This window comes from Streptomyces sp. NPDC045899 (assembly GCF_056431485.1).
Genome location: NZ_JBWKKP010000008.1, coordinates 287019 through 306380 on the forward strand (window position 1 = coordinate 287019; position 19362 = coordinate 306380).

The 19362-nt window shown below is 67.7% G+C and carries 13 protein-coding genes; 3 read left to right on the forward strand and 10 right to left on the reverse strand.

The genetic code is table 11. The features are described 5' to 3' along the window. On the reverse strand, nucleotides 1-3165 hold the full coding sequence (locus AC07FT_RS15185; protein WP_479176603.1) for a helicase-related protein: 3165 nt from the start codon (nucleotides 3163-3165) through the stop codon (nucleotides 1-3). Continuing rightward, on the reverse strand, nucleotides 3162-4778 hold the full coding sequence (locus AC07FT_RS15190; protein ID WP_479176604.1) for a nuclease-related domain-containing DEAD/DEAH box helicase: 1617 nt from the start codon (nucleotides 4776-4778) through the stop codon (nucleotides 3162-3164). The genes AC07FT_RS15185 and AC07FT_RS15190 overlap by 4 nt, the downstream gene beginning before the upstream one ends. 47 nt (nucleotides 4779-4825) lie before the next feature. On the opposite strand from AC07FT_RS15190, the gene AC07FT_RS15195 reads away from it, so the two are divergent. The 3 genes from AC07FT_RS15195 to AC07FT_RS15205 are packed head-to-tail and all read left to right on the forward strand — an operon-like array spanning nucleotide 4826 to nucleotide 10355. Further along, nucleotides 4826-8476: a sigma-70 family RNA polymerase sigma factor gene (locus AC07FT_RS15195; protein WP_479176605.1), complete on the forward strand. Its 3651-nt coding sequence runs from the start codon at nucleotides 4826-4828 to the stop codon at nucleotides 8474-8476. A gap of 53 nt (nucleotides 8477-8529) precedes the next feature. Then, on the forward strand, nucleotides 8530-9471 hold the full coding sequence (locus AC07FT_RS15200) for a hypothetical protein (RefSeq protein ID WP_479176606.1): 942 nt from the start codon (nucleotides 8530-8532) through the stop codon (nucleotides 9469-9471). Further along, entirely contained in the window at nucleotides 9468-10355 is an 888-nt protein-coding gene (locus AC07FT_RS15205) for a DUF6339 family protein (protein ID WP_479176607.1), read from the forward strand. The genes AC07FT_RS15200 and AC07FT_RS15205 overlap by 4 nt, the downstream gene beginning before the upstream one ends. Here the strand turns inward: AC07FT_RS15205 and AC07FT_RS15210 are convergent. From AC07FT_RS15210 to trmB, 8 genes are all read right to left on the reverse strand, one after another. Beyond that, nucleotides 10324-11640 (reverse strand): DNA cytosine methyltransferase, encoded by a 1317-nt coding sequence (locus AC07FT_RS15210; RefSeq protein WP_479176608.1) that lies wholly within the window; start codon nucleotides 11638-11640, stop codon nucleotides 10324-10326. The two genes, AC07FT_RS15205 and AC07FT_RS15210, sit on opposite strands and share 32 nt — an antisense overlap. Next, nucleotides 11637-12644 carry a DNA cytosine methyltransferase gene (locus tag AC07FT_RS15215; RefSeq protein WP_479176609.1) on the reverse strand — a complete coding sequence of 336 codons (1008 nt, stop codon included), beginning with the start codon at nucleotides 12642-12644 and terminating at the stop codon, nucleotides 11637-11639. The genes AC07FT_RS15210 and AC07FT_RS15215 overlap by 4 nt, the downstream gene beginning before the upstream one ends. Next, a complete protein-coding gene (locus AC07FT_RS15220; protein WP_479176610.1) occupies nucleotides 12641-13096 on the reverse strand; it encodes a very short patch repair endonuclease in 456 nt (151 codons plus the stop codon). Before AC07FT_RS15220 ends, AC07FT_RS15215 begins: the two co-directional genes overlap by 4 nt. A 240-nt stretch (nucleotides 13097-13336) precedes the next feature. Further along, nucleotides 13337-14566 (reverse strand): L,D-transpeptidase, encoded by a 1230-nt coding sequence (locus AC07FT_RS15225; RefSeq protein ID WP_479176611.1) that lies wholly within the window; start codon nucleotides 14564-14566, stop codon nucleotides 13337-13339. Next, nucleotides 14560-15399, reverse strand: a complete 840-nt coding sequence (locus AC07FT_RS15230) for a hypothetical protein (RefSeq protein ID WP_479176612.1) — start codon at nucleotides 15397-15399, stop codon at nucleotides 14560-14562. Before AC07FT_RS15230 ends, AC07FT_RS15225 begins: the two co-directional genes overlap by 7 nt. Then, the gene (locus tag AC07FT_RS15235) at nucleotides 15392-16000 is read right to left on the reverse strand and encodes a SigE family RNA polymerase sigma factor (protein WP_479176613.1); all 609 of its coding nucleotides are present in this window, start codon (nucleotides 15998-16000) and stop codon (nucleotides 15392-15394) included. The genes AC07FT_RS15230 and AC07FT_RS15235 overlap by 8 nt, the downstream gene beginning before the upstream one ends. Nucleotides 16001-16066: 66 nt before the next feature. Beyond that, nucleotides 16067-17755, reverse strand: coding sequence for a PrsW family intramembrane metalloprotease (locus tag AC07FT_RS15240; protein WP_479176614.1), 1689 nt, complete (start codon nucleotides 17753-17755; stop codon nucleotides 16067-16069). A 64-nt stretch (nucleotides 17756-17819) separates the two neighbouring features. Next, nucleotides 17820-18665: a tRNA (guanosine(46)-N7)-methyltransferase TrmB gene (gene trmB, locus AC07FT_RS15245; RefSeq protein ID WP_471192578.1), complete on the reverse strand. Its 846-nt coding sequence runs from the start codon at nucleotides 18663-18665 to the stop codon at nucleotides 17820-17822. Nucleotides 18666-19362: the final 697 nt, after the last annotated feature.

Consider the following 19362-nt stretch of genomic DNA (forward strand, 5'->3'; position numbering starts at 1 on the left):
TCAGGTTCCCTTCACCCGGACGAAGCACTCACGATCGACATTGCGCATCGACTGTGGCGTCTCCCATACACCGCCCTGCTTGCCGAAGTCGGTGAGGAGCGCCGTGTACGAGCGCCCTTGGGGTCGGTAGTAGAGGCTGCCACCCTGGCCACGCATGGACTGGGCTTCTTGCTGCCAGGTCTCGATCAGATGGTCGAGTCTCTCGGCCGCGGCTTCGGCTTCCTCCGGGTCGGCTTGTCGCACGTGGTGCACGATGAGGTCACGGATCCGCGCGACTCCTTCTGCATGATCGAGGATGTCTCCCGCGCTGTCCTCCGCGTTCAGCCCGAGTCCGTGTCGCACGAGGATGACGAGCACCGCGTGCAGCGCGCGGTTGCGAGAAGGCAAGGACCACGGGGTGACGCTGGTGGGTTCCACATGCCGGTAGAGCGCGCGGTGATAGACACCGAACGACTCGTAATGGGAACGGTCTCGCGGTTTGGTCGAGCGGAAGAGCGTGATGATCAGACCCGGTACATCACTACGGCCGACGCGGCTGGTCGCCTGGATGTATTCGGATGTGGTCTTGGGCTGCCCGTTCATGACCATGAGGCCGAGCCGCTTCACGTCGACCCCGACGGACAGCATGTTGGTCGTGGCGAGGAACGAGACGCTGCCGCGCTCCTTGAAGCTCTTGCCCAGGCGTTCGAGCAGGCGTGGTTGTGCGGCGCGTGGGATGTTGCTGGTGAGCTCGACCACCGAATCTTCGTCGAGCTCGCGCCGTCGGTTGGCGTCCTTCGTCAGATGCTCGAGACGCGCAGGAATGTCGTCCCTGGCGATCGTTACGGTTCGACCCAGTTCACGAAGGCTGTTGTGGTAGGCGACCGTGGTCCAGTATGCGTCGCGCAGGGCCTCCTCGTCACAGATGTCCATCGGTGCCTGCAGGGCTGCGGCACCCACATGGACCGTCGAGGTCGAGGCGGTGTGCCCCTGAGCCATGACGCCCACGTACAGGCGTCCGGGCTTCTCTTTGTCCGGCGAGGCGAAGTAGGACTGTCCCGCCGTGAGCCCGGGCGGGGGGAAGAGTTGCGCGGGCCGACCGTAGAGGCCCCGGATCTGGTCCTGGGACCGTCGGATGGTCGCTGTCGACGCGATGACCTTCGGGGCGGTGCCTCGCCACGCGCAGAGTTCGAGGATGGCGGACTCGTACAAGCCGACCGTCGTGCCCAGGGGACCTGCGAGCAGATGCAACTCGTCCTGAATGACCAGGGAGGGTGCGCGCCTGCCGTCTTTCCCGAAGAGGCTGCCCGCCTTCGGCTCCCACGCGAGGCGCGCGAACTTGTCCACGGTCCCGAGGAGGAACGTCGGGGGTTCCTCATAGATCTGTTCGTCCACCACGGAGACCGGGAGCCGTTCGTGGAATCGACACCTCTCACGCGGACAGAAGAACGACGTGCTGACGCCGTCCGCCCGGATGCCGAAGTCCCTGTCATGGCCGTGTCGTTCCGGAACGATCTCGGTTCCACACCACGGGCAGCGTTCCAAGAGGAATCGATCGTCTGGCTCGCTCATCTGCTTCAGAGTGGCGAGCTCGTCCTCCGCATCGGAGATCTTGTTCGGTGTCGTCTCCTTGCCCACCCACAGACCGATGGAGATGGGTTCCTGTCCCAGATCGTGGGGCAATGCCCCATCATCACCTCGCCTGATGTACTCCAAGGCGCAGATGGCCGTCGCCGTGCGCTGGAATTGCTGTGTGGTGAGCAGACTCAGCGTATATCGGCTCAGAACGGCCGTGCCGCCGCCTGCGGCACCGAACCGCAGGCGCCGCCAGAGGATCTCGAAGCAGGCGGTGAGCAGGTAGGCCTCCGTCTTACCTCCACCTGTGGGGAACCAGATGAGGTCGACCGTCTTCCGATCCTCGTGCTCGGGGTTCATCAAGCCCTCGACTACGAGCAGGAAGTAGGCGAGCTGGAACGGGTGCCAGGCGTAGTCGGACCTGGGCTCCCTCAGTTCCACGACATCGCTGTTCCTGCGGCGCCGGCGGCCCGCCATATCCGGACTGCTGTGGAGCATCTGGAGCGCCATGGCTCGATTGGCCAGTTGGAAGGCGATACGCGCGGCCTCCCCTGATGAGGTCGGCGCGGTGAGCACCTCCACGCCTGACTCCATGCGGCAGAGCGCGGTCTTGATGCGGTTGAGAATCTGTTCCGCAGGCGCTGCGGCCCAGGTCGGCAGATCCTTCTGCTGAGCCTGCTGGACATCGAACCACTCGCGATACCCCGAGACGAACGCCTGCAGCTCTCGGCGGAGGTCGTCTGCCGAGAACTCCGGCCGTGACAGGTGCTCGAGGTTGAGTACCGGCAGGTCCTTGGGCCCATCCGGTTTGATGTGCGCCACCATCTGCTGCGGCATGACCTGTGCTCGGACGGTGGTGACCTCGTCCTGGTCGTGCCCGTCGTCCCATTCGACGGCGCATCCGTGACCGACGGCTCTCGTCACGATGGCCCGGTATTGGACGCGTAGCTCCTGCTCCTCCTCGTCCCGACTGTTGAGGCGGCTGTTCGGATACTCGAGGATCCGGCCCTCGATCGTCCTTGCCGCAACGCCGACCTGGAAGAGCATCAGGTCCCGCTCCTTGTGGGCGCTCTCCTCCTCGTCGTGCGCATTGGCAAGTACGCAGGTGACGAGATGGCCCGCCGCGAAGGGACGCCAACGAACGTGGAGACGACCGTGCCCGTCCAGAACGGGGATCGGGGACCTCTGCTCCGTGGTCACGGTGGACATCGTGGAGAGCCGAGGTTGGCGTTGCCAACTGCGGCGACCCCCCTCGCGTTGTGTGACGTATCGAGACGCTTCGCACGTCACCTCGATGCTCCGGGCATCGGTGAAGAAGGAGAAGCCGAGCGATGACGGAAGCCACGCGTTGGCCTCGGCCACGGGATCGTCGGCGAAGGTGTCCTCCTCACCGTTTCCGGCCGCGGTCTCGTCGAGTTCCTGTTCGCCATCGTCCTGTGCGTGCTCCAGCAGGGACGCACCACGCGGATACAAGGTGCCCATCAGGTAACGCCGATCGGGCGGGTCGACGAGCGTCTCGTCCTCGGTGTATGCCGGGCCGACCAACTGCCTGCGGAGGTACGCAACGAATCCGTCGCGGTGCTTGGAGAGCGGCGATACGGTGTCGTTCACTTGAGATGCCCCTCCCGCTTCAGTACGGCCATGCCCAGATCCTTCAACTTCTGGCGGGTACCGGGCCGGCAGGCGACCCAGAGCTGGGCGCGAGCCCTGGTCCAGGCGACGTAGAGCGCGTCGAGGCCGTCCTCGAGGTGTCCGGGCTCGAGGTCGATCAGACACACGACGTGGTTCTCGTGGCCCTTGAAGTCCGCAATGGACGACCAGTTGGGACGCCGCTTCGTGTAGTCGGTGCCGACGACCTCGGTAAACCGCTCGATCTTGGAGGCCCGCTGTGACAGACGGGCCGAGCTGCTGTCCCAGTCCCCGGTGGCGGAGAGAAGGGTGATGTCTCGAGCTGAGACTCCCCCCTGCACCAGTTCATTCACATAGGCGTCGAGGGCGGCGACCTCGTCCTGGGCATCGCGCACGTCTGCGAAGCGGACCGGCTCGCCCTCACCGGCGGAGGCGACTCCCAGGTCGGCACCCGTGTAGAGATGAACCTGGTTGACGATCTGCACTGTATTGCGGCAGTTACGCCTCATGGGCCCGTACACCAGGCCCAACGACTGCAGATACTGCCAAGCATCCGGATCGTAGGTATCCGGATTCAGCAGCTGGTTGTTCTGATCCAGCATGAAGATCCATCGCCCCTCGGCGAGGCCACTCGGAACCAGAGCCTCCAGGGTGTCGAGACTCTCGAGCGTCATCAGATCCTGCGCCTCATCCACGATCAGGTGGTCGAACAAGCGACCCCGAACCTCATCGAGGCGGTCGAAAGGCAGGACGGTGATCGCGTCGTCGTCGAGTATGCGCTCCATATGGGTCGCCAGGGTGGCGCTCGCGCACGTGAACAGGACGCTGCCGTGGGCAGACCTTCGACGGGCCGCCTCGGCCGCCAGGAACGTCTTGCCGGTGCCCGCTCCACCGGTCCAGATGAGACGTGGATTGGACTCCAATTCGTCCAGCCTGTCCAACTGTTCATTCGTGAGGCGCTCGAAGGCGACATCGAGGTGGGACAGCCGGGACTGCAGATTGGGTACGCGGTCGAAGTTCGGGCGGACGCTGTTGACCATCTTCTCGCGGAGGGAGGCTGAGACGGGAGTTCGGGCCCACTTGTTCCGCGTGAGCCAGAAGCGCGTGGCGCGTTCGATGCCTTGTGCCAGGCCCCGTCCACCGGCATACGCGGTGGCGCCGAGATATTGCTCGGCCTGGAACTCGGTCGTGCGTTGGATGTCGACATCCGTGGTGATCACAAGGTATCCGCTGGGGACACCGTGGTCCCTCAGGTTGCCGATCTGTTCACCGAGCGCACGTTCGAACTCATGCATGTTGCCGCTGGCCTGCGCGAAAGGGCTCTCCTTCGGGCCGTCCTCGCGGTCGGGCGGACCGTAGTACCACTTCCCGTCACGTTGACGGACCCCGCCACCCTTGACCTCGATGAAGAGCAGGAGGCAAGGCATGAAGACGACGAAGTCGATCTCGCCGACGCGCTTCTTGTGGTGGCGGGGGAGATGAACCGTGTGCAGCGCGACGCTCTTGTCATCCGGAATCGCCTTGAGCGCCGCGAACACGCTGCGCTCTGCCTGGCTCCTGGTGCTGCTCGAGATCTCGCTCGGAATGATGCGCATCGACTCTCCCCATGGTCACGCCAACTCGGTTTCAAAAATACCGAGTGATGGATCATCAGGACACCTGCCCCCGTCATCGGGAACTGGCCGCGACGGCCGGATGGATGATGAACTATGGGGAGCGGAGACGGATCGCGGGGGGCGTGATGGCGGCGGAACGGGGTGGTGCGTCCGGCTGGGGGATGAACGTCGCCGGACGGGATCTGCTCGTCCGCCTCATACGGCGATTCAGCGCAGAAGGACTTGAGCGCCGTACGGCTTTGCGGCAGGTGAAGAGGGCCGCGCGTCTCGACGAGCAGGAGACGCAGTCTCTGTACGAGGCCGTGATCGCGGCGGAAGTTGCCGACGAGGAGGCCGATGCTCGGTGGAGGGCGGCCCCCGATGATGGTTCGGGTCCAGACGAAGCCCTCACCTTCGATGATCTGGACTCTGCGGAGGAGGATGCTCCGGATCTCGAGTCCCTTCGAGGGACGGTCCGTGTGTATGACATGGAAGCGGCGCGGCGCAGCGCCCGTGAGGTACTCGTCGCCGACAGGCGTCGCGGCGCCCCGCACCGATATCTGCTGAGTGCCGAGGAGGAGGTGGGGCTCTGCCTCTTGTTCCGGGGAGCGGAAGGACCGGCGGAGCCGTTGCCCGACGGGTACGTTGCGGCGCTTCCGCGGAGCGGCGAGGCGTATCAGGCTTTCTCCGCGATGGTTGTCCACAATCGGCTTCTCGTTCTCAAGATCCTGCACGGACTGGGATGGGCAGGCGGCCCCATGCACGAGGACCTCGCTCAGCACGGGATGATCGGGCTCATGCGTGCGGTGGAGAAGTTCGATGTCTCCATGGGGTGCAAGTTCTCGACCTACGCCACTTGGTGGATTCGACAGCACATCAGTCGCGCGGTGATCAACGAGGGGTCTGCCATTCGGCTCCCGGTACATGTGTGGACCGACGTGGAGAGGCTGCGGAAGAAGGAGCGGGAGTTTCTTGACCGAGGGAAGAATCCCAACGTCGACGACCTGGCTCTGGCATGCGAGCTCAGTCCCGCAAAGGTGATGGAGTACATGCGGCTGTTACACCGGGCGCTCCTGTCGCTCGAGCAACTGGTCGGCGAGAACACGACCCTCGGAGACCTGGTCGTCGACACGGTTCGTCCTGTACCGGGACCGGAACAGGCGCTGCGATCCACCTTTGAGCGCCAGGAGATGTTCCAGTTCTTCGCCTCGTGCTCCTTCACGGACAGAGTTCGGGAAATCGTTCTGTTGCGGTTCGGCTTCATCGACGGCGAACCATGGACGTTGGATCGAATCGGGGCGCGATTCGGCGTTACGCGTGAACGCATCCGGCAGATCGAGAAGAATGCGCTGACGGATTTGAGGATTCACCTGGGGCTGGAACCTGACAACGCCCACGCGGAACGCAGGCGCTCGCAGGCCGCTCGAAAGGTCGCTGAAGCGATGACGCGTCGTGGAGGCCTGGAAGAGCGGAAGCGCAAGGAGGCCGGTGCGTCGATGTCGAACGGGAGTGCCGGCACGCCGCGGGCGGAAGGCAGTTCAGACAGGAGAGAGGGAACGGTGACCTCGCAGGAAACGGAACTCGGTCGCTGGCTGGCCGGGCGGATGAGGGAAAAGGGGATGGATGCGCGCCAACTGGCGGACCGGTTGGGGGTGACTCCGGCGGCCGTCGAAGCGTGGCTCGATGACCGTTCGAAGCCGCGCCCGGAGCACATGGCCATGGTGCGCGAGATCCTGGCTGTCGAGGGTCTGACACCGGAGTCCGGGGGGCCGTCGGATGAGCGGGAGGCCGGTAGGACAGCGGCGGTGTGGTACCACCGTCCCGGACACGACGACGGCGGCCGGGAGTTCGGCAACGCGGCGGCCTTCGCTTTCGAGGCCGACCTGGAGGTCCTGGCCCGTGAGGCCACCCAGAACAGTCTGGACGAGCGCGACAGGAGAAACGGCGAGCCGGTCAGGGTTCGCTACACCCTGCATGAACTGACGGGTGACCGTCTTGCCCGGTTCCTCGCCGCGATCAGCTGGCACGATCTTCACTCGCACTACCAGGCCGCCGCCGCGCAGGACCAGAAGGTGGGACGTGTCATCGGCGCCGGCCTGCGGGAGATGCTCGAACGGGATCGCTTGATCCTTCTTCGCGTCGACGACTACAACGCCAATGGGCTGACCGGTGACGACTACGAGGACGGCCGCTTCGCGGCCGTGGTGCGCCGCCAACTCGACAGCCGCAAGTCGGACGTGTCGGCCGGCGGTTCCTACGGCCTCGGAAAGGCCACGCTGTGGGCGACCAGCCGGCTGGGTCTCGTCCTCATGAATTCCACGCTCTCCGAGCCACACGAGGGACGCACTCGGCGGCGGCTGATCGGACGGCTCGATCTGCCCTGGCGAGAGGTGGACGGCCGGCGATTCGCCGGTCCCGCTTGGCTGGGCAGGCCGGACGCGGAGGCGGACAATGCGGAGGTGGTCCGCTCCTGGTGGGCTGACGAAGCGACGGTCGAGAACCTGCATCTCACCCGGGACAGCGATGATCCCGGAACATCGTTTTTGATCGTCGGAGCGCACGACGTGGCCAGTCTCGTCGAGGCCGGACTGGACCAAGAAGGCGATCCGGGTGACGACGAAGACAGCCTGGAGCGCATGCACCAGAGGCTGGTTCGCGCTCTCGGCCGCAATTTCTGGGCTGCGATGACGGGAGGTGGAGATCACCAGCCGTTGCTTGAGGCATCGGTGCGCACGCTGCGCAATGGCGTGGAGATCATTGAGGACGAGCGCGTCGAGCCACACGTGCACCAGCCCGCTCGATCGCGCGCTCTTCAGGCATTTCTGAGTGGGACAACGGTGGACCGCCTCACCCAGGCCGGGCAGGTGGCGCGGATCACTGTGCCGTTGAAGGTTCCCGCGAGGGACGGCCTTGCCGGTACGGACGGCGAGCATCGTGCGGTCCTGCTGGTCACCGAGGCCACTGATGCCGATGGCAAGATCAATCGGGTGACTGCGATGCGTGGAAATCGCATGACGGTCAAGACCAGCTGGGTGCCCGGCCTCCCTACGTCGACCAATCCGTTCCAGGCGGTTCTGCTCGCGGGCCGTGCGGCGGGAGACGACGCGCCATTCGCAGCCGAGGCAGAGGAGTTTCTGCGATCCTCCGAGCCCCCGGAGCACAACAAGTGGGGCCAGACAGAAGAATTGCGGATGCGCTATTCGCCCTCGGCCCATCGACGGATTGCGATGCTGACGTCGGAGACCAACAAGGCGGTGCACGAACTTGTCGCGCTCCCCAAGGAGAAGAAGCCGAGCGGCGTGGGCAAGGTGCGCAAGCGGCTCCCGATCTCGGGTAGGCCCGCTGCCAAGATCAGAGGGACGGTGACACCTCCGAAACTGGACGATCTGGAGGCAGTGATCGGCCCCTCCGGTGCGTGGGAGATCACCGCCGAGGTCAAGGTGTCGCCCGATGGAGGGCCCTGGCGTATGAGTCCTGTCGCCAAGCTGGATGTCCGATCCGGTCCTCGTCCAGTGGTCAAGTGGGCCGAACTCGTCGCTGTCGCGAACTGTGAACTGGCCGACGGGATTCTGCATTTTCCGCCAGGTGCCCGCCGTGCCGTCTTCCGAGGCGTCACCGACGTCTCCACACATCCGGTGCGAGCCGCGCTGACCGGTCTTTTCGTCGAACTGCACGAGAGCAAGGGAGGTGCCGCGTGAGGGCATACCCGTATCACCGTCTGACCGGGGCGGTGACGGCTCGGATTGGGGGCGTGCGGCTGCGCGGCCCGGGCGATGCCCGAGAGCAGTTGGATGCCAAGGCCTGCTCGGTTGTCGAGCGGGTGGTGGCGCTCGGAATGGCCGAGCGCACAGAGTGGCAGAGTGCGCGGCTTGCTCTGAAAGCGACCGTACCGGCTTCTGAGATCGAGAAGAAGGGCCACTGGTCCGATGTCGCGGTTGTCGCGGTTCTGACGGAGGGTGCGACGAATGCTCGCACTGTCGCGCGGTTGGTGCCCGGTCCGGAAGGTGGCAAGGACTGGACGGGGGAGATCGAGCTGAACCGGCACGATCATCTGGATCGTGCCTCCCTCGCTGTGCACGTGGTGGCCACGGTCGGTGGCGTAGAGGGGCGGATCATCGCCTCGACCGATCCGGACCAGGAGTGGATGATCGACGTGACGGCCGAAGAGCCGCTCAGAAATCGCGAACTCGATGTCAACACGGTCAGCTTCACCCGTGGTGGCGAACGGTTGCGGAGTTTCCAGGGCGCCCCCTGGATCTTGGACACCGCCGGGCGGATGCCGACCGTCCGCCTGAACTCGGATTTCGAGGGGCTTGTAGCCCTGGTGGAAAGCCAGGGCTCCACGGTGAAGGGCATCCTGCGCGAGACGCTCCTGGCCCAGATGTCCTCCGAAGTGTGGACAGCGGTCTTCCACACCGCCATCGGCGATTTGGAGATCGAGGATGACGGAACCCCGCTCTTCCCGCCTGACTGGCGGGGCGCGGTGCTCCGGGAGATGCTCCCGGACGTCGTTCCCGGACAGTCGGAGGAGAACGCTCTCCGAGAGGTGCACAGCCGCCGTACCGGGGAGGGGAGCTGGACCGACCTCCAAGCACGCATTCAGTACGCGGCCGCCCGTCGTGCCGAGGTTGCCCAAACCTTGGCCGGCGCCGTCCGTGACATCGAACGAATCGACCAGGGGACCCACGCGTGACTCATCGCCCGGAGTACCTGCCGGAGCGGCTTGCTCTGATCTCCGACCTGAAGGCTGCCGAGTACATCTCCTCAGGGCTGCTGGAAGGAAGCGAGGACGTCCCTTCCATCGCGCTGAACAAGTCCGCCGACACCTTGCCCGGCGACGAGGCACGGCTACGGTTGGGCCGGGTACGAGATCTGATCGACGACACCATGACCAGGTTCCACGACGGACGTCCCACGGCGGCGGACGCGTGGCTGGCGCCGCGTCTGCACGAGACGCTTCGGTTGACTCGTCAGGAAGCGGCCGACAAGGAGTTCTGGACGTACATGGCCCTCGGGGTGGCCCCGGACTACGTCGTCTGGCGACACCTGTCCGAACCGAAGGCGGATGGTTCGCCTGGACGAGTTGCACGGGACAGATTCGTCGGTCCGCAATACAAGCAGACGTTCGCTCGGCTCTGGTGGGCGGCCGAACTCTTCCGCGACGGCCCGGACTACCGCCCCGTCGTCGTGGCTTGCGGCAACCAGGACATGCTCAACTCCGCTCTGCGGCTGGATGTCATCGACCACCGCCCCACCGCTCTCGCTCTCGTCAGGATGATGGAGCGAGGGACCGTTCGGACCGGCCGCGAAGTGAACGCCATGACGCCCGCGATCAACGCCGCCGCAGCGACTCTGATGTACGACGTCATAGCCCCGGATGTGGGACGTGACGGAGAGCCGCTGCGGGACTGGATCGCCGCCGCCGAGTCAGCCCTTCCGTCGCCCAGGAGCAACCTGCCCGAAGGCCCGGAGGAGCAGCGAGCCCCGATCGAGTCGGTTGAGCGACTGGTGGGTCACTTCGCGGAACTGTTCGCGGACGCGCAGGTCAGGGGGCGGACTTCCGGCGAAGGGGACTGATCTTGTGTGATTCCGGGGGGCATTGACCCTGATCACCGCAGCCCAGACGACGCAGTTCATCCGAGGTGGCTCGGGACACGCTCGGCCATGTGCTCGAGGCCGTCAACTCCTCGTCCGAAGGGTTGTCTCCCCGCAACGCCCTGCTCAATACGTGCATGCCCAGTCGCGGAGGTACGGCATTGCCGACCTGTTGGGCTTGATCGTTCCCGGACCACGGGAAGTTGTGCGGAAAGCTTTGGAGGACTCCGGATTCAGGAATGGTGAAGCGGTGGAACCGGTCGGTTTCATGGTCATCGAGGCTCTTGTAGATCTTGTTGCGAGAGATCTTGCCGGTGACGGTGAAGGCCGGCTCCGAGGACTGGCGGCGACCTCGTTTCTTCGGGTCGCCTCCGGACCCGTAATTCGACACGATGAAGAACTTCATTTCACTTCCCGTTCGGAGCCGGGATGCATCCACCGGGGAGTCCTTCAGCTTGCTCGCCGCATCGAGCGCCTCCGCCATGGAGATCCAGTGCTGCTTGACCCCGGAGATCGTGAAATCAGTCGAGAACATATCTGCTTGGTCCGCACTGCGTTTCCCGCGGTTCAGGTTGAAGGGCAGGTGGGTCGCTTCGAGCGGTTCGATGGCTCCCTCGCCCGGTAGTCGGGCGACGAGTACGGCGCGTGTGCGTGTCTGCGGCACTCCGAACTGTTCAGTCTTCAACTTCCAGCATTCCGCTTCGTACTTGACGCCTGCGAGTCGCCCTTCGCCGCCCCGCAGGAGCTTCGCATAGACCTCCCAGAGAGGCAGGACCTCGGGGACCTGCTCCAGGACGATCACCTTGTACGGATTGCGCCCTTCGGTTTCGATCGCTTTGATGAGCCAGCGGAGGGGCTCGAGGACCAAGGCAGTACGTGGGTCGCCGAGAGAATGCAGATCCTCGTCGATACTGGCTTCGCCCTCTCCGTCGACAAGGCGGTGGATGAATTTCTCCACTGTGTCCAGCGCTCGCCGTCCCGCGCCGTTGCCGGCGACGGAGAAGGACTGACAGGGTGGCCCCCCGGCGAGCACGTCGACCGATTTGGGGATTTCGTCGAAGCGGGTCTCACGCATGACGCTCACATCTGCGTGAATCGTCGGCAGCCCTGCTGCGTAACGCGTCTCGCACGCGTTCCTGTCCCATTCGATCCCGAGGCTCTTGAAGCCCAGGAAGTGCGCCGCCACGTCGAGTCCGCCAGGACCTGCGAAAAGGTCCAAAATGCGTACATCGTCGAGATGGTGAGCATGCGTTCCCGGGTTGTTCATGGGGTTGAAGTGTAGCCGGCGACCGGGTCCGCGGGCGCCTCGAGCGCGGCTCGGATCGCCAGCCCGAGCGCCTTGCCCACCGGCGGTGGTGAAGCGTGACCGATCTGGCGGTAGCGGGCCGTCTTCTTCCCTGCGAATCCCCAATCGGACGGGAAGCCCTGTAGGAGTGCGGCCTGTTCCGTCGTGATCCTGACCATCCCGTACCGGCCTGTCTCCGGTGCCCAGGCGAACTCCGGACCTGGAACCTTGTCGGCCACGGTGCCGCCGTCGACGCCCATGCGTGCCCACGCCTTCTTCGTCCCTGTCGGCCCCAGATCTGCGCCTCCTCGCCTGTCCGAGCCACCGACGAGAGTCGGTGCCACGCTGATCGCCTGTGCTGCCCATCGGTCGGCATCCCGCCAGCCACCCATGGCCATGGATCGGCGGAGAGCTCGCCCCACGGACAGGTGCTCGCGCACTGTCGGCTCCGGTGGGCGGAACGCGTCGAAGTAGCGCTTCTTGAATGCGACGAGCACCCCTTGCTTCCGTTCCTGCGGCACACCGAAATCGGCTGCGTTCAGGACGAACCACCGGAAGCGGTAGCCGAGGTGATCGAGTTCCTTGTGGATGAAGTCCCGTATCGGCCCGTAGTCGGGCGATTCCGCCAGCCCCGGTACGTTCTCGATGAGCAGCGCTCGGGGCTGGACGGCGTGCGCCAGATAGATGGTTGCCTCCAGCAAACGCAGTTCCGCCTCGGTCTCGGTCCGGGCGACAGTCGCGCTGGATTTCACACGGGGCAGCCCGGCCGACAACAGATCGACGTCGTAGATCTCCTGGTGCCGCGAAGGGGAGAAATCCAGCAGATCCGCTTGGAGAACCTGCCACGCCGGTCGGTTCATGCGCAGTGTGTCGCAGGCCACGGACTTCTCGTCCAGGAGCAGCACGGGTGCGAAGCCCGCCTGTTCCAGCCCTAAAGCCAGTCCACCTGCTCCCGTGCACAGATCGACGAATCCCAGTTCGCTCATCGGCTGTCGCCCCCTCGGCGTCGTCTCCTTCTGTCGGCCTTCTCCCGGTCGACAGCTGCCGCCACCTGCCGCATGACGGTGTCCGGTGATTCGTGCTCCCAGAAGCGCAGTACTACCCAGCCTTCGGCCTCCAGCTGCGCGTTCGTCTCCTGGTCCCGTTCGGTGTTGCGGTGGAGCTTCTGCCGCCACCATTCCGCGTTCGCCTTGGGGCTGGTGGCATGCTCAGGGCAGCTGTGCCAGAAGCAGCCGTCGATGAGGATGGCCAACCTGGCTCGTGTGAACGCGATGTCGATCTTCCGTCTGGGCATGCCCGGCACCGGATAGTGGATCCGGTAGCGGTATCCGGAGGCATGGAGCAGCTGCCGCACTGCCCGTTCGGTACCAGTGTCCCGGCTGGCCTGCCGGCTCATTCGGGCCGATACTTCGGGACTGGACGGGTGTGCTCCATGCATGATCCCAGTGTCCTACGACCCGCTGTCCTTTCGCGCCGCGATCTGCTTCCCTGCCCGACCGACTGCGGATCCGCCTGCGGTGCGAGCAGGCGCGGCGTCGGAGCGCACGACGCCTGGGCATGCGGCTCCTGCCCGCGCGTGGTCCGTCTGTTCAATGCACACGGTCCTGTGCCCCTCAATGCACACAGGACTGTGCCCCTCCATGCCGAGGCGGGGAGAGGGGCACAGCCATGTGGGGCCTCAGTCCAGCGCGCTGAGCTTCTTCCACGCGGAGTACGACAGGTTCCAGTCGCCGATGCCGTTGCCGGTCGCGACCGTTTCGCGGGTGGAGCCGGTGACCTCGACGACGTCGCCGCGGGTGGCGCGGTCGTAGAACCACTTGCCGTCGGCTTCGGACATACCGACGCAGCCGTGGGACATGTTCTGGCGGCCGAAGTAGCCGCGGCCCTCGTTCCACGGGGCGGCGTGGGCGTAGGTGCCGGAGGTGGTGAGGTGGACGGCCCAGGGGACGTCCTTGTTGTAGGGGTCGGCGATACCGACGGACTCACTGGTCATATTGACCATGGGCGCCTTGTCGAGGACGACCATCTTGCCGTTCCAGGTGGGGTAGGAGGGCTGGCCGCCGGAGATCGGGATGGACTTCTGCTCCTTGCCGTCCTCGGAGACGGTCATGGTGTGCTTGTTGAGGTCGACCTTGGAGACACGGGCCGTGCCGATGGTGAAGGTGCTGGAGACATCGCGGCGGAGGTAGCGGGAGTTGCCGGTGTCGACGCCGCTGAGGCGGGCGCGGAGGGTGACCTTGGTGCCCTTGTGCCAGTAGGACTCGGGGCGCCAGTCGACGCGCTCGGTGCCGGTGAGGGGGTCCTTGGTCCAGCCCCAGGAACCCTCGGTCTTGGGCGAGGTGGAGACGGAGAGCCGGCGCTCGACCGCGGCCTTGTCGGTGACCGGGTGGTCGAAGGCCACGGAGACCGGCTGGCCCACGCCGACCGTGGTCTTGTTGGAGGGGGTGACGGTGACACCGTTGAACTGCTGGGCGGCGCGGGTGCGGAAGGTGGAGCGCTGGGTGGCGGTGCGGCCCGCGGCGTTGGTGGCGGTGGCTTCCACGGTGTAGGTGGTGCCCGGGGTCATGGTGCGGTTGGAGCGCCAGCTGTCCTTGGCGGAGGAGAGCGAGCCGGTGACCGTGACGGCCTGGGAACCCGCGCCGTCGGGCGTGATGCGGACCTTGGTGAGGGTGCCGTTCGAGGCGTTCACCTTGACCTTGGCGTCCGGGGCTATCGCACCGGAGTCGCTGTTCGGGGTGATGGATATCCGGGCCGGCTTGGTCTTGGCCGGGTCCACCGAATCGGAGGAGCCGGACTGGCAGGCGGCGAGGAGGACAACGGCGAGCGAGGGCACCGCGGCGATGCGGAGCGAGCGTACGGAGATCAAAGTGAACCTCTTGTGGGTGTGGTGGGAAGTGTGAGTCAGCAACGCCGCTGCGCTTCCTCGGGGTTGTGCTCATAGGGACCGGGAGAGGCGGACGCCGAGGGGTCGAGCCGCCAGAGCGAGACCGACATGCAGTAGTCCGACGGGCCGTCGGTGTACTCGGCGGCCATCGCGCTGAGGCCCTGGGTCTGGAGCACGGCGACCTCGGTGCCGGAGCGCATCAGGACGACCTGTGCGTGGTGCCGTGGGGCGCCGCCGGGCCAGGTGTAGGTCACCACGGTCTGACTGTCGGGAGCGTGCTCGGCCGAGTCCTGGCTCGTCGTGAGACTGCGCGAGACACAGCTCTTCCTCAGCGTCCGCTCCAGGGTGGTGAACACCTTCGTGGCCAGGCGCTCGCTCGCATAGGCATTGATCGTGTGACGGGCGCCGGGGCCCTTGCGGCCCGGCCGCTGTGCGTCGTAGGCACGGCTGCGCTGGGTCAGCGGTTCGGGTCCGTCGAAGCGGCAGCTGTCCGAGAGGTCGAGCAGCGGGGTCCGCCCTCCGGCGGTGGAGCCGGCGGCCTTCCACCGCATCTCCCCGTTGAACGGCAGGGCCGACGGCGGGAGGAGTGCGCCCGCGGGGATCCGCGCCGCGGACACCGACTTCTGCGGGGCGGGCGGGGCGGCCGGCCGCGAATGCGAGGAGCCGTGGTCCGGAAGCAGTTGCCAGGATCCGATGGCCACCGCGGCCGCGGTGAGCGCCGCGGCCACCGCGAGTGTCAGCCGCTGTCGGATACGGCGCCGATGGCCCCGCGCGCGGGCGGCTTCCGGGCCCGCCAGACGTATGGAGGGCTCGGCGGCCCGGGCGAGGTCGCGCAGCCGGTCGTCCAGATCAGCCATGGGTGGGCACCTCCTTCGGACGGCGGGCGGAGGGACGGGGCGGAGGATCCGCCGGGGCCGCGGCGCCCCCGGAGCCCCCGGTGCCGGAGGAGGGCTCGGCGAGCTGGGAGCCCAGGGCCTTGCGGGCACGGCTCAGCCGGGTGCGGACGGTGCCCGGAGAGGCGCCGGTCTCCCGGGCCACCTGCTCGATGGGCAGATCCAGCAGATGGTGCAGAACAACGGCGGTGCGCTGGTCCGGCTTCAGCCTGCGCAGGGCTTGGATCAACGCGACCCGGTCCGGGGCGAGATCAGGGAGATCGGTGGGCGGACCGTGCCGGAAATGGGCCCGCATCCGATGACGGGCACGCCGCCAGGAGCTGACGGCCAGCCGCAGCGCGACCGTACGCACCCAGGGGGTGGGATCGCCTTCGGCGGTCAGCCGGTCCCAGCGCTGCCAGGCGCGGGCATACGCCTCCTGCACCGCGTCCTCGGCTTCCGCGAGGTCGCCGGTCGTGGCGTAGACCGCGGACACCAGCCGCTTCGCGGTGGCCGCGTAGAACTGGTCGAAGTCCGACAGTGTCGGTGGATGTGATGGTTGTGATCGATGTGTTGATGCCGGCATGTGTCCCCCGCGCCCCCCGCGTGCTCCCCGCTCCTACCTAAGAGCACGTCTGAAAGGGGCCGGAGGTTACACATGACTTTGCGGACCGCCGGATCCGTAGGGAACTGACCAGGTCGGGTGCCCCTGTGCGACATGCGGCGGAGGGGCGCCCTGCGGTGCCCCCGGCTGTGGCTGTGCCCCGTACGGCGGCTGCCCCGGGTACGTCTGCTGCGCGCCGTACCCGTAGCCGTACCCCGGCCCGCCGTATCCCGTGCCCCCGTACCCCGGACCCGCCTGCCCCGGAACCCCGTACCCGCCGTAGGGCGCTGCGGGCCAGAACGCCGGGGGCACCGCGCCCGGCATCGGCCGGGGGACCGGCCGCGGCCGCCGGATCGGCACCGCGAGCGCCGCGTGCGCCAGCGCGGGCTGTGCCACCTCGCGCCGCTCCCACAGCCGGTCCAGCAGCGCCTTCTCCTGGGCCGCGAAGTCCGGTCCGGCCAGCCCCCGGTGGGCACGCCGCCGCAGGAAGGCCAGGGAGGTCGCGTGGGCGGTGTACTCGGCGACCGTACGGGCCGCCGCCGCGCCACGGGTGCGCCGCGCCAGGTCCCGCGCTATGCCGCGGGCCCGCATCGACCCCAGGGCGACCGGCTCGGGCGGCGTGAGCCACCCCGCCGCCTGGTACGCGCCGAGCTGCTCCCGCACCACCCCCAGCTCCTTGCCGCGGGACCAGACGGTGAGCCAGACCAGCAGCCCGAACACCGGAACCATGAACAGGGCGTAGACGGCGAGGAAGCCGTACCCGCCGAGCGTCGCCGAACCGTTCCACATCCCGTGCAGCACCATCGCCGCCAGCAGCGCCGCGACCGGCACCAGAGCGCGGCGGACACGCTGGTGGCGGGCGGCCGCCGCGGCGATGCCGAAGCCCACCCCGGTCATCGCGGTGAAGAGCGGATGCGCGAAGGGGGACACCACACCGCGGATGAAGAAGGTCGCCGCGGTGGTGGACCGTATGCCGGAGTAGCCGAACTCCTGGTCACTGACGAAGGCCGAGCCCAGATAGAGGATGTTCTCGGTGAACGCGAAGCCGGTGGCCGTGATCCCGGCGATGACGATGCCGTCCACGATCCCGTTGAAGTCGCGGCGGCGGAAGAGGAAGAGCAGCAGGACGGCCGCCGCCTTGGCGCTCTCCTCCACGACCGGCGCGACGAGGGTGGCGCCCCAGGCGTCCGCGTCGGCCTGGCGGGAGGCGGACGAGGAGTCGATGGTGGTCATCAGCCACTCGGTGGCGAAACCGTTGGCGATCAGCGCGACCAGTGTCGCGGCGCACGCGCCCCAGGCGAACGCGAAGAGGAGGTTGCGCCAGGGCTTGGGCTCGACGCGGTCCACCCAGCGGAACGCCGCGACGATCAGTGGTACGGGCAGCACCGCCAGCCCGAGCCCCACCAGGAACCCCTTGGTGCCGGTCTGCTCGCGCACCAGCGCCAGGATGACCAGGCCGGACACGGAGAGCAGCAGCACCAGCGCGGTGGCGCGCAGCGACTTGTTGTCCCAGAGGCTGCCGAGACGGCCGTGCCTGCCCCACAGCCGGCGGCGCGGCGGATGCGGCCACCCCTCCGGAGCGGTCGCTCCGTCGAACCAGGGCTGCTGACCGTACGCCGCGTCGTAGGCCGGGCCGCGCGGCCCGTCGGCCGGTGGCGCAGGCGGCGCCGGTGGCGCGGCTGACGGCGCGGCCGGTGGCGGTTCGGACGGCTGCTGAGGGGGCGGGGACTGATGCACTCAACCGACCCTAACGAAAGGGGGAGTGGCGGACTGAGGGATTATGCCCACCCCCTGGGGGCCGTTATGTGTCGTTGCGACGGAAGATCAGGTCGTGGACCAGATGCCCCTTGTCCAGCCCCTGGCCCTCGAACTTGGTGAGCGGGCGGAAGTCCGGGCGGGGGCTGTAGCCACCGTCGGGCTGGGTGTTGTCGAAGGCGGGACTCGCGGTGAGGACCTCGAGCATCTGCTCGGCGTACGGCTCCCAGTCGGTCGCGCAGTGCACCAGCGCACCGGGCTTCAGCCGGGTGGCGGCGAGCTCGATGAACTCGGGCTGGATCAGCCGGCGCTTGTGGTGCCGCTTCTTCGGCCAGGGGTCGGGGAAGTAGATCCGCAGTCCGGACAGGGCGGCGGGCGCCAGCATCTCGCGCAGCAGGATGATCGCGTCGCCGTTGGCCACCCGGACGTTGGTCAGTCCGTTCCGCTCCGCGAGCGCGAGCAGATTGCCCTGGCCGGGGGTGTGCACATCGGCGGCGAGGATGCCGGTGCCGGGGTCGGCGGCGGCCATCTGCGCGGTGGCCTCGCCCATGCCGAAGCCGATCTCCAGCACGACGGGGAGGTCGGGACGCGGCGCACCGGGGCCGCCTCCGGACGTCTCCTCGGGCCCGGTGCGGAACAGCTCGCCGAGGTCGATCCGGCGCAGTCCGTCGATGTCCAGGCCCCACTGCGGCCACAGACGGCGCAGCGCCTCGCCCTGGCCGACGGTGACACGGCCGCGGCGGGGGCGGAAGGAACGGATCCGGCGCTCGTGGTGAGAGCCTGCCGGGTCGGCGACGGGGCCGCCGGGGAACATCGGCTCGCCGCGGTCGCGGGGCGTCGGCAGGGTGCGCGGTTCCGCGGGGGACTCGGGGGCAGTGGGGTTCTCGGACACAGTGCTTCCGATTCTACGGGCGGGGCCCGAAGGGGAGTCCCGCGTCCGCGGTGCGCTCTGGCCTCGCGTCGGCCCTGAGCTCCGGGCCGGGTCCGCCGCGGGCCCCGCACGCGGCGACCGGTGGGGGACGGGTGGGGACGAGTAGCGATGTGCGCGTCATCACACCGGCCCCGCCGTGAGCGCATCCACCGCCCCGCGGTGGCGCGCCGGCGACGGCGGGCCGCACCGGTTCCGGCCGCGGACGGGGTGTTCCTGGACGACGCCGGTGGGGGTGTGTCCGGCTCGCTGTGGCGGGCCCGGGAGGGCGCCGGACGCCGACCGGGTGCTCCGGAGTGACGGCGACGGGGCGTTCCTGGACCGCTGTCGCTGTCGCAGGCCCCCACCGGCGCCGGGCGCGGACCTCGGTTGCTCCGGGGCGACGCCGGTGGGGCACTCCTGGATCGCGGCCGTGGGCCCGCACCGGCTCAGGGCGCCGCCCGGGCGTTCCCGGACGAAGTCGCAGCCGCACCCTCAGCCGCTCCCGCAGGCCCCCCACCGGCTCCGGGCGCCACCCGGGGGTGTCTGCACGACGCCGATCACGCATTCCGTCAGGCCGCGGCCCGGGGGGGGGGGGGGGGGGGGGGGGGGGGGGGGGGGGGGGGGGGGGGGGGGGGGGGACGAGAAGGGGGGTGGGGGGCGGGGGGGGGGGGGTGCGGCG

What these genes read in the sequence shown, in the direction of transcription:
- AC07FT_RS15190 (WP_479176604.1), bottom strand. Translation starts at nt 4,778, where the DNA reads ATGCGCATCATTCCGAGCGAGATCTCGAGCAGCACCAGGAGCCAGGCA.
- AC07FT_RS15195 (WP_479176605.1), top strand. Translation starts at nt 4,826, where the DNA reads ATGGATCATCAGGACACCTGCCCCCGTCATCGGGAACTGGCCGCGACG.
- AC07FT_RS15210 (WP_479176608.1), bottom strand. Translation starts at nt 11,640, where the DNA reads ATGAACAACCCGGGAACGCATGCTCACCATCTCGACGATGTACGCATT.
- AC07FT_RS15215 (WP_479176609.1), bottom strand. Translation starts at nt 12,644, where the DNA reads ATGAGCGAACTGGGATTCGTCGATCTGTGCACGGGAGCAGGTGGACTG.
- AC07FT_RS15220 (WP_479176610.1), bottom strand. Translation starts at nt 13,096, where the DNA reads ATGCATGGAGCACACCCGTCCAGTCCCGAAGTATCGGCCCGAATGAGC.
- AC07FT_RS15230 (WP_479176612.1), bottom strand. Translation starts at nt 15,399, where the DNA reads ATGGCTGATCTGGACGACCGGCTGCGCGACCTCGCCCGGGCCGCCGAG.
- AC07FT_RS15235 (WP_479176613.1), bottom strand. Translation starts at nt 16,000, where the DNA reads ATGCCGGCATCAACACATCGATCACAACCATCACATCCACCGACACTG.